Source organism: Streptomyces chumphonensis (assembly GCF_014779715.1).
In the GTDB taxonomy this organism is placed as follows: domain Bacteria; phylum Actinomycetota; class Actinomycetes; order Streptomycetales; family Streptomycetaceae; genus Streptomyces; species Streptomyces chumphonensis.
The window spans coordinates 185,843-201,282 of the sequence record NZ_JACXYU010000009.1 but is presented as its reverse complement, the minus strand read 5'-3'; the positions used below and the strand labels follow the sequence as shown (position 1 = coordinate 201,282).

The 15,440-nt window shown below is 76.0% G+C and carries 12 protein-coding genes and 1 riboswitch; of the genes, 6 read left to right on the top strand and 6 right to left on the bottom strand.

Annotation, left to right across the window (positions count from 1 at the left end; translation table 11 throughout):
- Nucleotides 1-37: 37 nt before the first annotated feature.
- The 4 genes from eno to IF129_RS17885 form a co-directional block, all read right to left on the bottom strand.
- Nucleotides 38-1,318 (bottom strand): phosphopyruvate hydratase, encoded by a 1,281-nt coding sequence (eno, locus tag IF129_RS17900; protein WP_191210698.1) that lies wholly within the window; start codon nt 1,316-1,318, stop codon nt 38-40.
- A 289-nt stretch (nt 1,319-1,607) separates the two neighbouring features.
- Entirely contained in the window at nt 1,608-2,312 is a 705-nt protein-coding gene (locus IF129_RS17895; RefSeq protein WP_191210697.1) for a transglycosylase family protein, read from the bottom strand.
- A gap of 6 nt (nt 2,313-2,318) precedes the next feature.
- A riboswitch (cyclic di-AMP (ydaO/yuaA leader) is annotated at nt 2,319-2,483 on the bottom strand.
- A gap of 256 nt (nt 2,484-2,739) precedes the next feature.
- The gene (locus IF129_RS17890) at nt 2,740-3,804 is read right to left on the bottom strand and encodes a LysM peptidoglycan-binding domain-containing protein (protein ID WP_191210696.1); all 1,065 of its coding nucleotides are present in this window, start codon (nt 3,802-3,804) and stop codon (nt 2,740-2,742) included.
- Nucleotides 3,805-3,918: 114 nt separating this feature from the next.
- On the bottom strand, nt 3,919-5,163 hold the full coding sequence (locus IF129_RS17885; protein WP_191210759.1) for a cytochrome P450 family protein: 1,245 nt from the start codon (nt 5,161-5,163) through the stop codon (nt 3,919-3,921).
- A gap of 179 nt (nt 5,164-5,342) precedes the next feature.
- On the opposite strand from IF129_RS17885, the gene wsfD reads away from it, so the two are divergent.
- The gene (wsfD, locus tag IF129_RS17880) at nt 5,343-6,920 is read left to right on the top strand and encodes a glycan biosynthesis hexose transferase WsfD (protein WP_191210695.1); all 1,578 of its coding nucleotides are present in this window, start codon (nt 5,343-5,345) and stop codon (nt 6,918-6,920) included.
- On the opposite strand, the gene IF129_RS17875 is transcribed toward wsfD, so the two are convergent.
- A complete protein-coding gene (locus IF129_RS17875) occupies nt 6,862-8,220 on the bottom strand; it encodes a glycosyltransferase family 2 protein (protein ID WP_191210694.1) in 1,359 nt (452 codons plus the stop codon). The genes wsfD and IF129_RS17875 overlap by 59 nt on opposite strands.
- A gap of 152 nt (nt 8,221-8,372) precedes the next feature.
- Nucleotides 8,373-9,686 carry a non-hydrolyzing UDP-N-acetylglucosamine 2-epimerase gene (gene wecB, locus IF129_RS17870; RefSeq protein ID WP_318153814.1) on the bottom strand — a complete coding sequence of 438 codons (1,314 nt, stop codon included), beginning with the start codon at nt 9,684-9,686 and terminating at the stop codon, nt 8,373-8,375.
- A gap of 280 nt (nt 9,687-9,966) precedes the next feature.
- Here wecB and IF129_RS26485 point away from each other — a divergent pair, with 280 nt between their 5' ends.
- The 5 genes from IF129_RS26485 to IF129_RS26985 are packed head-to-tail and all read left to right on the top strand — an operon-like array spanning nt 9,967 to nt 15,431.
- Nucleotides 9,967-10,977: a 3-oxoacyl-ACP synthase III family protein gene (locus tag IF129_RS26485; RefSeq protein WP_318153813.1), complete on the top strand. Its 1,011-nt coding sequence runs from the start codon at nt 9,967-9,969 to the stop codon at nt 10,975-10,977.
- A complete protein-coding gene (locus IF129_RS26480) occupies nt 10,974-11,717 on the top strand; it encodes a glycosyltransferase family 2 protein (RefSeq protein ID WP_318153812.1) in 744 nt (247 codons plus the stop codon). The genes IF129_RS26485 and IF129_RS26480 overlap by 4 nt, the downstream gene beginning before the upstream one ends.
- Nucleotides 11,714-12,907, top strand: a complete 1,194-nt coding sequence (locus tag IF129_RS17860) for a cytochrome P450 (RefSeq protein WP_191210693.1) — start codon at nt 11,714-11,716, stop codon at nt 12,905-12,907. The genes IF129_RS26480 and IF129_RS17860 overlap by 4 nt, the downstream gene beginning before the upstream one ends.
- Complete coding sequence (locus IF129_RS17855) at nt 12,904-14,547, top strand: class I adenylate-forming enzyme family protein (RefSeq protein WP_318153810.1); 1,644 nt, start codon at nt 12,904-12,906, stop codon at nt 14,545-14,547. Before IF129_RS17860 ends, IF129_RS17855 begins: the two co-directional genes overlap by 4 nt.
- Nucleotides 14,544-15,431 (top strand): NAD-dependent epimerase/dehydratase family protein, encoded by an 888-nt coding sequence (locus tag IF129_RS26985; protein ID WP_191210692.1) that lies wholly within the window; start codon nt 14,544-14,546, stop codon nt 15,429-15,431. Before IF129_RS17855 ends, IF129_RS26985 begins: the two co-directional genes overlap by 4 nt.
- Nucleotides 15,432-15,440 lie beyond the last annotated feature (9 nt).

Below are 15,440 nucleotides of genomic sequence, written 5' to 3'. Positions count from 1 at the left end.
GGAACGGGACGCGGCCGCGGGTCCGTCCCGGTGCGGGTCAGCCCTTGAAGCGCGGGAAGGCGCTGCGGCCGGCGTAGACGGCGGCGTCGTCGAGGATCTCCTCGATGCGCAGGAGCTGGTTGTACTTGGCGACGCGCTCGGAGCGGGCCGGGGCGCCGGTCTTGATCTGGCCGCAGTTGGTGGCGACGGCCAGGTCGGCGATGGTGACGTCCTCGGTCTCGCCGGAGCGGTGCGACATCATGCACTTGAAGCCGCTGCGCTGGGCCAGTTCGACGGCGTCGAGGGTCTCGGTGAGCGAGCCGATCTGGTTGACCTTCACCAGGAGGGCGTTGCCGGCCTTGTCGTCGATGCCGCGCTGGAGGCGCTCGGGGTTGGTGACGAACAGGTCGTCGCCGACGAGCTGGACCTTCTCACCGAGCTGGGCGGTGATGGTCTGCCAGCCCTCCCAGTCGTCCTCGAACAGCGGGTCCTCGATGGAGACCAGCGGGTAGGCGTCGACGAGCTCGCCGTAGTAGGCGGTCATGTCGGAGGCGCTGCGGGACTGGCCCTCGAACTGGTAGGCGCCGTCCTTGTAGAACTCGGAGGCGGCGACGTCCAGGGCGAGCGCGATGTCGCGGCCGGGCGTGTAGCCGGCGGCCTTGACTGCCTCCAGGATGAGGTCCAGGGCCTCGCGGTTGGAGCCGAGGTTGGGCGCGAAGCCGCCCTCGTCGCCGAGGCCGGTGGACAGGCCGCGCTCCTTCAGGACCGCCTTGAGGGCGTGGTAGACCTCGGTGCCCCAGCGCAGCGCCTCGGAGAAGGACTCCGCGCCGATGGGGGCGATCATGAACTCCTGGATGTCCACGTTGGAGTCCGCGTGCGAGCCGCCGTTGAGGATGTTCATCATCGGCACGGGCAGCAGGTGCGCGTTCGGGCCGCCGAGGTAGCGGAAGAGCGGCAGGTCGGACGCCTCGGAGGCGGCGTGCGCGACGGCGAGGGAGACACCGAGGATGGCGTTGGCGCCGAGCGAGGACTTGTCGGCGGTGGCGTCCAGGTCGAGCATGGCCTGGTCGATGAGGCGCTGCTCGGTGGCGTCGTAGCCCACGAGCTCGGGGCCGATCTGCTCGATGACGGCGAGGACCGCCTTCTCGACACCCTTGCCGCCGTAGCGGGCCTTGTCGCCGTCGCGGAGCTCCAGTGCCTCGAAGGCGCCGGTGGACGCACCGGAGGGCACGGCCGCGCGGCCGGTGCTGCTGTCGTCGAGGCCGACCTCTACCTCGACCGTGGGGTTGCCTCGCGAGTCGAGGATCTCGCGGGCTACGACGACGTCGATGGACGGCACGAGGGTCTCCTTCGTGTGGGTCGGTCTTCCTGAGGCAGGAGCCTAACGGTCCCGGGGGCGGGCGTGGGCCTTCGGCCCGCCTCCGGCGCGCGGTGCGGCGGTGAAAGCGCAGCTCAGCGAGGTGGCACCAGTTTGTTCAACAACTGAAGATAAGGGTGCGGGAAGCCGACGTCTCGCCGTACGGACGGGTTCGGCCGCAGCGGCCGACGCCCCGGTGCGCGGGGGGGATGCGCACCGGGGCTCGCGGGGCGTGTACCCGCCGGACGGCTCGGGATGCGCGTCCGGTCGGTCACACCGCCAGACGCTGGCCGGGGAAGATGAGGTTCGGGTCGCCACCGACGACGGAGCGGTTGCGCTCGTAGAGCTCCTGCCAGGTGGTGCCGTGCCGCTGGGCGATGTCGGCGAGGGTGTCGCCGGGCCGCACGACGTAGGTGCCGCCGTCGCCCGCCTGCTGCGAGTGCTGCGGCCGGACCTGGTGCTGGTGCTGGGACTCCTCCTGGTGCTGCACCCGGGGGGCCGTCTCGGGCGCCTGCCGCTGGGGCTGCGGACGCGAGGGACGGTCCGCACCGGCGGTGGAGCCCCCGGGGTCGACGTTCGCGGGCGGGGCGCCGGCGGTGAGACCGCCCTCCTCGGCGCAGGCCCAGGCGCCCGGGCCCTGCATGTCGAGCAGCCGCTCGGCGACGGCGATCTGCTGCTCCTTGGTGGCCAGGTCGGCGCGCGGCGCGTAGCGCAGGCCGCCGGCCGCCTCCCAGCTGGACTGGGCGAACTGGAGTCCGCCGTAGTACCCGTTTCCGGTGTTGATGCGCCAGTTACCGCTCGACTCGCACTCGGCGACCTTCTCCCAGGTCTCGACGGAGGCGGCCTGCGCGCTGCCCGCCATGACGACCGGACCGCCGACGGCGGCGCCGGCGAAACCGGCGAGCGAGGCGGCGAGGCGGACGACGACGGGCTGGCGGTTGCGACTCCGCTCGGAGCTCTTCTCGGTGAACAGCATGGACGGTCTTCCTCACCGGACGCCTACGGGGTGAGCTGTCGGGTTCGGGCGGGTGAGCCGCCCGGCCCGGTGCGGTCCACCCGCTCCGGACTTCACCCCTAGCCGCTCGCACGGCACGTGCCTGGTTCCCCCGCTCCTGCCGGCGGTTCGCGGACGCGACGATGTTCCCGTTGTCCGTCGGCAGGATTCGGCGTGACGGTCAACGGGCCCGCGGTAGCGGGCGATGTGACGGTAAGCACACCGCAATAATCCGATCAAACACCTCGGAATCAGCCCCTATGGGACGATTTGACGCCCTATCGGAAGAATCCGCCCAGGTCTACGCATCGATGGACGGGAGCCGCAACCGGGAACACGCCGAACGGGAATGTGACGATCGTCACACTGGGTCCGTTCGGGTGACGCTCCGCGCTCGACAGCCGGCCGACTAGCGCTGCTCGCCCGGGAGTTCCAGGCTCTGACCGGGAAGGATCAGATCCGGGTCGGCGCCGACGACGGAGGCGTTGGCCTCGTACAGCGCGGGCCAGCCGCCCTCCACCCCGCGCTCGGCGGCGATGCCGGACAGGGAGTCGCCCGGGGCGACGCGGTGCTCCTCGGCGGCACCGGCCGGGCCGGTGCGGTCGGCGGGGGCCGCGTGCCGCGCGGCGCCCCGGTCCGAGCGCCCGGTGCCCTCGGGGTCCGCCTCGCGCGGGTCCGGGGCGCCCCGGTGGCGCCCGGGCCCCTCCCCGGCCGCGCCGCCGGACGCGGCGTCGTCCGGGAGGGCGGCCTCGTCGGAGGGCGAGGCCTCCGGCTCGGCCCGGTCCTCGGAGGCGTCCGTCGCCGGGCCGCCCGTCCCCTCGGGGTCGGCGGAGGGGGCCGCGTCGACGTCCGGGGCGTCGGAGGGGTCGGGGCGCTGCGGGTCGGCGGCGTCGTCGGCGGCGGTGTCCGAGGGGTCTGCGGCGTCCGCGGCGTTCGGAGTCTGCGTCACGCCCCGCTGCTCCGCACGGTCCGAGCCGCGCGCGCCGTCGGACGCGTCCGAGCCCGCGGAGCCGCCCCGGTCACCGGAGCCGTTCCCGCCGTCGGCGGAGCCGGACCGCTCGTCGCCGGGGACGCCCGGTGCCTCCACGACCCCGTTGACGGACGCGGTCAGACCGCTCGTCACGGCACAGCCGGGCCAGGCGTCGGGGCCCTCGGCGGCGAGGATCGCCTCGGCGACGGCGATCTGCTGGCCCCGGCTGGCGAGGTCGGGGCGGTCGGCGTGCTCCGTGCCGCCGTACTCCGCCCAGGTGTCGAGCGTCAGCTGGAAGCCGCCGTAGTAGCCGCTGCCGTTGTTCGCGCTCCAGGCGCCGCCGCTCTCGCACTCGGCCACGCGGTCCCACACCGCGCCGTCGGCGGCCTGGGCCCCGGAGGCGGCCAGGAACGGCAGGGCGATCCCCGCCCCGGTCACCCCCGCGGCGACGACGACGGCAGGAGCCTGACGGGGGCGGCGGTGCCGCCCGGTCCCGGAACGCATGCGGTGATCTCCCCAGTGACAGCGGGCACGGCCCGGAAGGGGGCCGGCTGACGGCAGAACGTAGCGTCGAACGCCCGTCCGTCACAAGTCAGTGTCGCGGATATCACGCGACGGTCACGGCGGCTCACTCTCTGACGCGGCCTCAGGGGTGAACGCGACGGGGAGCGTGCGCAGCCCGCGCATGATGAGCCCGCCGCGCCAGCGCAGTTCGGCCGGATCGGCGTCAAGTCGCAGGTCCGGCAGGCGGCGCAGCAGCGTGGCGAGCGCCGTCCGCCCCTCCAGGCGGGCGAGGGGCGCACCCAGACAGTAGTGGATGCCGTGCCCGTAGCCGAGGTGGTTGTTGTCGCTGCGGGAGAGGTCGAGGACGTCGGGCCGGTCGAACTTCGCCGGGTCGCGGTCGGCCGCGGCGAGGACGACGAGCACCGGGTCGCCCGCCGCGACGCGCTGCCCGCCCAGGGTCAGCGGCTCCGTGGCGAAGCGCCAGGTGGCCAGCTCCACCGGTCCGTCGTAGCGCAGGAGTTCCTCGACACCCGTCTCCAGCAGGGCGGTGTCGCCCGCCGCGAGAGCGGCCTGGAGGCGGTGGCGCTCCTCCGGGCGGCGCAGCAGCGTGTAGGTGCCGTTGCCGATGAGGTTCACGGTCGTCTCGAAGCCCGCGAAGAGGAGGATGAACGCCATGGCGGCGGCCTCGTTCTCGGTCAGGTGCTCACCGTGGTCGCTCGCCCGGATCAGCCCGGAGATGAGGTCGTCCCCCAGGTCGTCCCGCTTGCGGTGGATCAGGTCGGCCAGGTAGCCGCGCATCTTCTTGACGGCGCGCCCCACCCCGCCGCGCGGGCCGCCGCCGTGGCGCAGCATCATGCCGGCCCAGTCGCGGAAGTCGTCCTGGTCCTCGGCGGGGACGCCGAGGAGGTCGCAGATGGCGTAGATGGGCAGCGGGAAGGCGAACTCGTGGATGAGGTCGGCGCTGCCGCGCGCCGCGAAGCCGTCGATGAGGTCGTCCGTCAGCTCCTGCACGCGTGGGGCGAAGGCGGCCACGCGGCGCGGGGTGAAGGCACGGGCGACGAGCCGGCGCAGCCGGGTGTGGTCGGGCGGGTCGATGCTGAGCAGGTGGGTCATGAGGTTGGCGCCGCGCTCGCCGGGGATGCCCACCTTGCCCTTGCCGTGCGCCCGCTCGCTGTGGGCGCTCGGGTTCTTGCTGAGGCGGGTGTCGGCGAGGGCCTGGCGGGCGTCGTCGTAGCGCGTCACCAGCCAGGCGGAGACGCCGCTGGGCAGTTCCGCCCGGTACACCGGCGCGTGCTCGCGCAGCCAGGCGTAGGCCGGGTAGGGGTCGGCGGCGAACTCCCAGGTGAAGAGGTCGGGCATCGGGGGGCGGTCGTTCACGTCCACCCGAGGACGCTATCCCGGCCCGCGCGCCGGGGACGTCGGCCCCCGGCGCGCGGACGTCCGTCGGCGACGACGTCGAGGGGTTGCGGGGTGTCCTGCTTGCCGGGACGGGTGCCGAGCGCTGAAGTGGCCCCATGAACGGCACCATCCGGAAATCCATGCTCCATTCCCCCCTCCGGTTCCCGCTGTGCGCCGGGATCGCGGCGGGTGTCCTGATGGCGGTGCGGCTGTTCGTGCCCTCCCCCGTCGGTCTGGCCGACAACGGTGACGGCTTCCGCCGGATGTGCTCCCTCGACCTGGTGACGCAGGTCCCGCCCGGGGTGCCCCAGTGGCTGGAGTTCGCCCACTTCACGTACACGCACGCGCCGAAGGACGGCTGCGACCCCGATCAGGTCTACCGCAGCAGCGGCACCTGGCTGCTGCGGGCGGCGCAGCCGCTCGACGGCCTCCTCGGGCTGCCCGGTGTCTTCGACCTGCGGGCGCTGGCGGTGCTGTTCTGCCTGCTGACGGCCGGCGCCTTCGCGGTGTTCGCGGCGGCGCTGCGCGGTGGCCGCGTGCGCAGGGCCCTGGTGTGCTCGGCCCTGTTCGTCGTGGTCGGGGACAGCGCGTTCGCCGGGTACGCGGCCTCCCCCTACGGCGAGTTGGCCGGGTTGACGGGCATGCTGTGGGCGCTCGCGGGCGCGGTGCACCTGGGCGGCTCGCCGCGCGCCCGCCGGTGGGGCCTGCTCGCCTGCACGGCGGGCGCGGTCCTGGCCGTGACCGCCAAGACCCAGACGGCGACGATGGCGGTGGCCTTCGTCGTCCTGCTGTGCCTGGCGCGGGTCCCGGTGGGGCGGTGGAGCGCCGGGTGGCGGAGCCGGACGGCCCCGCTGGTGGCCGCGGCGCTCGTCTGCGGCGCGGCGGTCGCCGAGATCACCGCGCAGCCGGCCGAGTACCGCCGGATCAACCCCACGGAGACGGCCTTCGTCGGGCTGCTCCCCCACAGCTCCGACCCCCGGGCCGCCGCCGTCGACCTGGGGCTCCCGGCGGACTTCGCCCGGTACGCCGGGCGCAGCTGGTGGGCCGAGGAGCCGCCGCACGGCGATCCGCGCTGGGAGGCGTACGAGCACCGGATGACCTACCCCGTCATCGGCGCCTTCCTGGTGACCCACCCGGACGTGACGGCCCGCATCGCGGTGGGCGCGCTGGACGACTTCGCCGCCGTCACCCCCGACTACCTGGGCTCCTACCCGGTGGACGCCGGGCTGCCCCCGGGTGAGCGGGAGAGTCGGCTGGCGCTGTTCGGGCTGCTCGTGCGCGATCTCGGCGGGGGTCTGACGCTGGGCCTCGTCACGGTGCTCGGCGTGACGGCCGTGCCGTGGTGGCGGCGCACGAGCGACCCCCGGCGACGGGCCTGGGTGGCCGCGGTGCTGTGCGCGGCGGCGCTGACGTGGACGCAGTTCCTGACCGCCGTCTACGGGGAGGCGATCGAGAACACCAAGCACCTGGTGTTCGCCCTGTGCGCCGCCGGACTCACCCTGGTGCTGTGCGCGGCCACCGTCGCCTGCGCCCCCGGCGGCCGGGGCGGCCGGATCGGCCCGGAGGCGGACGACGCGACACCGGGCCGCCCGGTGGACGGGGGGGCGGGAGCCGGTGGCCGGGGAGGAGGCGCCGGCGGGCGGGGCGCGCCGGTGACGGTCAGCGGGCGGGGGCCTCGACGTTGCGGCGGGTCTTGGCCCACGCGGTGCGTCCCTTGACGTGCCGGGCCAGGGCGCGCCACGTCACCGGTGCGTAGCACCCGACGTAGACGGCGTACGCGAGGCCCCAGCCCGCGCTGCGCCACCACGAGGCCCCGGGCTCGCACTTCGCCCGGTACAGCGGCCCCCAGACCCCGAACTGGACGAGCGCGAGGAGCAGGAAGCCGAGCACGGGCACCCAGCGCGTCGCCGAGGGGGAGGACGCGGCCTCCCCGGCGCCGCCGACGGCGTGGCCGAGGGCGAGGAGCAGGAGCAGGGGGCAGACGGCGCTGACACACAGCTGGAACCACGGCTGGAGCAGCGAGTAGCTGATCTCGGCCACGGCCGCCGGCGCGAGGCGGCGCGAGCGCCACACGGCGGGCAGGTGGCGTGTGCACTGCATGGTGCCCTGGCTCCAGCGGGTGCGCTGGGTCAGGAGGCGGCGCGCGTCCCACAGCGCCTCCTGTTCGACCCAGGTGTCCCGGGTGAAGGCCGTGGTCCGCCCCGCGAGGGCCAGGTGGAGGCCGAGTTCGTAGTCCTCCAGCAGGGAGCCCCGCCAGGGGCCGCCCCGCTCGGGCCCGTGCAGCGCCATGAGCGCGTCGAGCCGCACGAACTGGCCGTTGCCGCCCAGGGAGACGGTCCGGGTGGCGGACCGCCCGGTCTGGACGGCGGGGACCACCGCGCGGAACTCGATGTCCTGCATCCGCACCAGGGTGCGGGCGACCAGGTTCCGGACCCGGCCCGCGTCGGGCAGGGGCCGCCGCCGGTCCCGGTCGCGCATGCGGACCTCGACCTGGACCGCGTCCACGGCGCGGTCGCCGAGGAGGTGGGGGGAGGCGACCACGTCCAGGCAGTCCGGTGCGAGCACCCCGTCGGCGTCCAGGACCCCGATCACGACGTCGGCGGGCGCCGTGGCCTCGGGGAGCTGGGCGACCACGGCGCGGTAGGCGGCGTTGAGCGCGTCGCCCTTGCCGTTGCGCGCGTGCGGCAGCCGCCGGGAGACCAGGTGCACGCGCGGGTCGCCCTCCCGGCGCCGGGTGACGAGAGCGGCGGTGGCGTCGTCGGAGGCGTCGTCGACGACCCAGACGTGGGCGAGTGGGAAGGTGCCGCGCAGCCGGTCGAGCGTGTCCCCGATCACCGCCGCTTCGTTCAGGCAGGGCACGAGGATGTGCCACGTGAGGCGGTCGGCCTCGCCGGGCTCCCGGGGCGCGGTGCGCAGGAACGGCACGACGAGGGCGGCCAGGTAGCAGACGGACACCACGGCGAGCAGGAAGAAGAGGGCCATCGTGGCGGTGAGGACAACGCTGGGGGAAGCGCCCATCTGAGGGGTCCTTCGGGTGGTCGGCGGCCGGTGCGGTTCGGCCGCCGACGGGCGGAGTGGGTCGGTGGCGTACGGGACGGGTCAGACGTCGGCGGAGCGGTGACGCACCGTCAGGACGGTCCAGGCGACGCCCACGGCCAGGAGCAGGGCGATCAGCGGGACGAGGGGGAGCAGGGCGCCGGTTCCTCCTGCGGCGGCGAGGGTGCCGACTGCTGCGGCACCTCCGGCGTGGGACGGTCGATACACGGATGACCTCCGGGGTGAGGGGATGCGGCCGGCACCGGGGCGGCGCCGGAGGACGTGGCGGGGACGGCGGCGGGCCGGGCGGGCGCCCGGCCTCCGTCCGGCCGTTCCCCGGGGGGCCCGTCCGCCGCGACGAGGCGGCGGACGAGCGCGACGATCCGCTCGCTGGCCGAGCCGTCCCCGAACGGGGAGGGCGTCGCGGCCAGCCGGGCCGCGAGACCGGTGTCCGCGAGCGCCGCCCGCGCGGAACGGCCGAGGCCCGGCCCGGGGGCGACGAGCACGGCGAAGCCGCTCTCCATGGCCTCGGGGCGCTCGGTGCTGGTGCGGACCACGATCAGCGGCTTCTTCAGGACCGTGCACTCCTCCTGCACGCCGCCGGAGTCCGAGACGAGCAGCCGCGACCCGTCCGCCAGCGCGAGGAACGTGGCATGGTCGACGGGCTCGATCGCCCGCAGCCGCTCCAGCCGGTCCAGCAGCCCGAACCGCCGGGCCCGCTCCCGGGTTCGGGGGTGGAGGGGGAGCACGACGGGCGGTCCCAGCTCCGCCAGTTCGCCCAGCAGCGTGCCGAGTCGGGCCGCGCTGTCGGTGTTCTCGGGCCGGTGCACGGTGGCGAGGACGTAGCCGCCCGGGGTGAGACCGTGCCGCCGCAGCACCGCGGCGCGGACGGCCGGGGCGGGCAGGGACGCGGTGACCGCCTCGACGACGGTGTTGCCCGTGAGGTGGATGCGGTCCGCCGCCACCCCCTCGGCCCGCAGGTACGCGGCGGCCCCCGCCGTCGGGACGCAGTGCACGTCCGCCAGCACGCCGATGACCCGGCGGTTGATCTCCTCCGGCATGGCCCGGTCGTGGGAGCGCAGCCCCGCCTCCACGTGCAGGACGCCGATCCCGAGGTAGTGGGCCGCCTGCGCCGCCGCACAGGCGGAGTCCGTGTCCCCCTGGACGACGACGAGCGCGGGACGCGCGTCCTGGAACACCCGGGCCAACGCGCCGACCATGGAGCTCATCTGCTGGGCGCGCACCGCCCGGACGGGCCGGGCGAGGCGCACGTGCGGCTTCGGCAGCCCCAGCCCCCGCAGGACGCCGTCGGCCAGCGCGTCGTCGTAGTGCTGCCCGGTGTGCACCACCAGGGCGTCGCGTCCGAGCCCGCGGATCACGCCCGCCAGCTTCACCGCCTCGGGGCGCGTTCCCCACGCCACCGCCACGGCGGCCCCGTCCCCTGCCACTGACCGTCGTCCTCCTCGCACCGGTGCGGCGCCGTCGGTCCGGGCGCCCCCCGGCAGCCAACAGAAGGGAGAGCGCTTGACGCGGCGGACATGCCCGGGGGCGGGCACGGACCACCCGTTGGACCCAAGCCGTTCCGCAGAGAAGCGGAATAAGTGATTCCGGAGGCGGACGCGGCCGGGGGAGAACCGTGCCGGATCATGGAGCGTCGTAGGAGTCGTCGCCGGGTCGTCCCGTTCCACGCGGCGACCGTGACACCGGCCGGAAGGACAGTCGAACACCGTGGCACCTCAGCACGCCCGGCTCGCCGGGGTGGCCGTCCACCTTCCGGAGAGCCGGCTCACCACCCGCGACGCCGAACACCGCGTCGCGGAGCGCAGCGCGGGCTTCCGCCCCCCACCCGGCATCGTGCGCCGGCTGACCGGGGTCGAACGCCTCCACGTCATGCCCGACGCCTGGCAGGCGTCCGACCTGGCCGCCGCCGCCGCGCGCAAGCTGCTCGCCGAGACCGGCACCGATCCCCACGACGTGGACCTGCACGTCTTCGCCGCCGCCAGCCAGGACATGGTGGAACCGGCCACGGCGCACATGGTCGCGGACCGCCTGGACCTGCGCTGCCCCTCCTTCGACATCAAGAACGCCTGCAACAGCGTCCTCAACGCGCTGGAGGTGGCCGGCGCGCTCGTCGCGGGCGGCGGCTACCGGCGCGTCCTCGTCAGCTGCGGCGAGTCGCCCTCACGGGCCGCCCGCTGGTCCGTGCCCGACCTGCGCTCCTTCCTCGCCGCGATCCCCGGCTACACGCTCTCCGACGCGGGCGCGGCCCTGCTGGTCGAACGCTCCCCGCACCCCGGCCTGCTGGGCTTCGGCGGCACCGCCGACTCCTCCGCCTGGCACGTGGGCACGCTCCCCGGGGGCGGCTCCGCGCACCCGCGCGGCGACGAGCACACCTACTTCCGCCTCGACGGCACCGGACTGCGCCGCGCCTTCGAGACGCTGGGCCTGAAGGTGCTCGACGACACGCTGACGCGGCTCGCCCTCACCTGGGACGACCTGGCCGTCATCTGCGTCCACCAGGTCTCCCTGCCGTATCTGGAGTCCTTCCGGGAGCGGCTCGGGCTGCCCGCCGACCGGCTGGTCGTCACCGTCGCCGAGCACGGCAACACGGCGGCGGCCAGCCTGCCGTTCCAGCTCCGCAGGGCGCTGGACACCGGCCGCTGCGGCCCCGGCGACCTCGTCGGACTCGTCGGGCTCGCCGGCGGCATAAGCCTGGGGATGGGGGTCGTGCGGCTGTGAGGCTCTGGGTCGTCGTACCCGCCTACAACGAGGCGGCCGGCATCACACCGACGCTGCGCGCCCTGGCCGCGCAGACCGACACCGACTTCTCCCTGGTCGTCGTCGACAACGCGTCCACGGACGGGACCGCCGACGTCGTGCGGGGCTTCGGCTTCCCCGGCGACCTGCACATCGTCCACGAGCCGCGCAAGGGCACGGGCGCCGCCGCCGACACCGGCATGCGGTACGCCATCGCCCACGGCGCCACCCACCTGGCCAGGACCGACGCCGACTGCCTCCCCGCGCCCGACTGGACGGCCCGCGTCCGTGCCGCCTTCGACGCCGGGCTGCTGCTGGTGGCCGGACGACTGCGCCCGCGCACCGACGAGTTCCCGCTCGCCCGGTGGCGCCGGGCCGTCCTGGTCGGGGCGACGGAGGCGGCGGCGTTCTTCGGCACGCTGCGCCCCGGCAACCGCGACCCCCGCTACCTGGGCCCCTACGTGATGACGCCGGGCTGCAACATGGCCGTCGAGGCCGACCTCTACCAGCGCGCCGGCGGCTTCCCCCGCACGGCCATCGAGGACGTCCACGAGGACCGCGCCCTGGTCAACTCCGTGCGCACGCTCACCACGGCCTACGGCCTGCGCCGCGACGTGCGCGTCGCCGGCTCGGCCCGGCGGGTGCGGGCCTGGGGGCTGCGCCGCACCCTCGGCTGGTACGCCGACCACCGGTACCGGCCCGAGGTGGTGGACATCCGATGAGCACCGCACACCCGCGCCACCGGGCCCGCCCCGGCGGCGAGGCCGACCGCTGGGAGGAGCGCGTCCAGACCACCGCGCACCCCGTCGCCTACCGGCTGCTGCGCGCCGTCAGCGCACGCGGGCCCGTCGTCCGGGTGCCCCGGGTGGGCGTGGTCGTCTCCGACGCCGCGCTCGCCCGCGACGTCCTCACCGACACCGCGCGCTTCACCAAGACCGGCCCCGGCTCGCCGTCCGACCTGTGGACGCCGATCCTCGGCCCGTCGGTGCTGCTCAACATGGAGGGCGCCGCCCACGCCGCGCTGCGCCGCCGGCTGGGCGGGCTGTTCACACCCGGCTACGTCGCCGCGCTGTGCGAGCGCGTCCTGCGCGAGCCGCTCGCGGAGCTGACGTCCGCCCTCGCGGCCGGGGAGGACGTCGACCTCGTCGCCGCCGTGCAGCGGTGCGCGGGCGCGGCGATCTGCGAACTGGTCGGGCTGCCACCGGACCCGAAACGTTTCAGCACCGCCTTCGCCGAGGCTTCGGCCGTCACCTCCCTGGTCCGGCTGTGGCGCTCGTCGCTGACCCCGCGCCAGGTGCGGACCGCCCGCGCCGTCCTCGGACGGCTGACGGCCGCCGCCACCGACGCCCACCGCCACGGCGACGAGACCACCGTCCCCGGACGCATGCGGGCGCTCGGCCTCAGCGCGGAGGAGACGCGCGGCGCGGTCGGCGCCTTCGTGCTCACCGGCACCGAGACCCTCGTCTCCTTCCTGCCCCGCCTGGTCGCCCTGTGCCACGACTCCGGCCGGCTGGACCGGCTGCGCGCCGACCCCGGCGGCACCGACGCCGTCGTGGAGGAGGCCCTGCGCGTGACGGTGCCCTCGCCGGTGATGCTGCGCAGCGTCGCCGCCCCCGCGACGCTCGGCGGGACGCCCCTCTCCCCCGGCGACCGCGTCGTCGTCTTCACCCTCCAGTGCGCCCGCGCCCACGGTCCGTTCGACCCCGACCGCCCGATGCCGCCGGAGCTGCGACGCCTGTGGTTCGGCGCCGGACCGCACTTCTGCCTGGGCATGCCCCTCGCCATGGAGCAGATCCGCTCGGTGCTCGCGGCCGTCCTCGCGGCCGGACCGGTCCGGGTGACCGACCGCCGCATCGCCCGGCGCGTCCTCATCCCCGGCTACGCCCGGCTGACCCTGCGGAGGTCCGCGTGAGCCCCCCGACCGACGCCCACCCCGGCGCCCACCCCGACGCCCCCGGGCGGCCCGACCTGCTGACCGCCCTGCTCGACGCGGCACGGGAGCACGGCACCCGGCCCGCGCTGACCGGGCCCGACGGCCGCACCCTCACCCACGCCGAGCTGCGCCGCGCCGTCCTGGCGACCGCCGCCGGCCTGCGGTCGGCCGGACTCGCCGACGGCGACCGGGTGCTGTTCTCCGTCCGGCCCGGCCCGAGCGCCGTCGTCCTGGCCCTCGGCATCATCGCCGCCGGCGGCACCGTCGTCTTCGCCGACCCGGGCGTCGCCCCCGAGGTGTTCGCCGCCCGCTTCGCCCTCGCGGCCCCCCGCTGGGCCGCCGCCGAGTCCCTGCTGTACGCCGCCTCCTCCCGCCTCGGACGCCCACTCGCCCGGCGGCGCGGGCTGCTCCTGCCCGACTACGGCGCCCTCGGACTGCGCCACATCCGCGCCGGGCGCCGGCTGCCGGGCGTCCCGCGCGGCGCGCTGTCCGCGCGGGCCCTGGCCGCCGGGGCGGCCACCGGAGGGGAACCCGCGCCGCGCCCCGACCAGGAGGCCCTGGTCGTCTTCACCTCCGGCACGACGGCCGCCCCCAAGGCCGTCCTCCACACCCGGGGGTCGCTGGGCGCCGGGCTCGCCGGATGCCCGCACCTGCTGCGCCTGGGCGAGCACGCCACCGTCCACACCGACCAGCTGATGATCGGCGTCCCGGCGCTGGTGGCGGGCGCGCACTGGACCATGCCGCCCCACGGCCTCGCCCCGGCCGTCGACCCGGCCCGCTTCGCGGCCGGACTGGCCGGGGCCACCCACGCCTTCTGCGTCCCCGCCGACCTGCCCCGGGTCCTCGCGGCGGTCGCCGACGGCAGCGTGCGGATGCCCTCCTCGCTGCGGCACCTCGTCCTCGGCGGCGCGCCCGTGCCGCCCGGCCTGCTGCGCCGGGCCGCCGAGGTGCTGCCCGACGTCGAGGCGCTCGTCGTCTACGGCATGACGGAGATCGTGCCGGCCGCCATCGCCACCGGCCGGCAGAAGCTGGCCCACACCGGCAGCGGCGACCTCCTCGGCGAACCCGTGCCCGGCGTGCGCGCCCGCGTCGCCGACGACGGCGAGCTGCACCTGTCCGGCCCCAACCTCTGCCGGGGCTACCTGGGCGAACCGCCGCTGACGGAGGTGGCCACCGGCGACCTCGCGCGGCTGGAGGACGACGGCCGACTCGTCCTGGAGGGCCGCAGGAAGGACATGATCATCCGAGGCCGCACCAACATCTACCCCGGCCTGTACGAACCGGCGCTCGCGGCGCTGCCCGGCGTGCGGGAGGCCGCCCTCGTCGGGGTGCCCGGCGCGGACGGCGACGAGCGCGTCGTGCTCGTCGTCACCCCCGGCCCCGCGCCGCCCCCCGGCGGCCGGGCGGCGCTGCGGGCCGCCGTGCGCTCGGCCCTGCCCGGTGTCGTGGACGCCGCCGCCCTGCCCGACGACGTGCGCGTGCTCGACCACGTCCCCGTCGCCGGACGCGGCCGCAAGCCCGACCGCGCCGCCCTCCGCGCCCTCCTGACCGAGGGACACGCCGAGGGACACGCCAGGGGACGCCGCCGGGAACACGTCGAAGAACAGGAGACCGCATGAAGATCGCGGTGACCGGGGCCGGGGGCTTCGTCGGCGCGGCCGTGTGCCGCGCCGCGCGGGCGGCGGGCTGGAGCGTCCACCCGCTCACCCGCGCCGACTGGGACCTGACGCGGCCCGCGCCACCGGGCCTGCCCGCCGTGGACGCCGTCGTGCACGCGGCGGCGGCGGTGGCCGACTGGGGGCCACCGGAGCCCGTCTGGCGGGCGAACCTCGACGGGACCCGCCACGTCGCGGACGCCTTCCGCGGCACCCGACTGGTGCACGTCTCGACCGCCAGCGTCTACGACCCCTTCCGGCCGACCGTCCGGGGGCGGGAGGAACAGGCACCCGTGCGCCGCTACCTGACGCCCTACGCGGCCTCCAAGGCCGCCGCCGAACGCGCGCTCGCCGACCGGCCCGACACCGTCGTCCTGCGCCCGCACGCCGTCTACGGGCCGGGCGACCGCACGCTCCTGCCCCGCGTGCTCGACGCCGTCCGGGGCGGCGTGCTCCTGCTGCCCGGCGACGGGCGCGCCGCCCAGTCCCTCACCCACATCGACCACCTCACGGCGGCCGTCCTGCTCGCCTGCGACCCCGCCGCCCCGCCCGGCACCTACAACGTCGCCGACGCCGCGCCCGTCCCCGTCGGCGACGCGCTGGCCGCGCTCCTCGCCGAGCGGGGCCGGACCGTGCGGGTGCTGCCCGTGCCGCTCACCCTGGCCGGGCCCGCCGCGACCGCCGCCGAGACCGCCTGGCGGCTGCTGCGCCGCCCGCACCCGCCCCGGCTGACCCGCTACGCCCTCAGCCACCTCGCCGTCGAACGGACCCTCGACCTCGGCGCGGCACGGCGGGACCTCGGCTTCGATCCCGGCCCCACCTCCTTCGCGGGCGCCGCCCACTGGTGACCCGCGCGG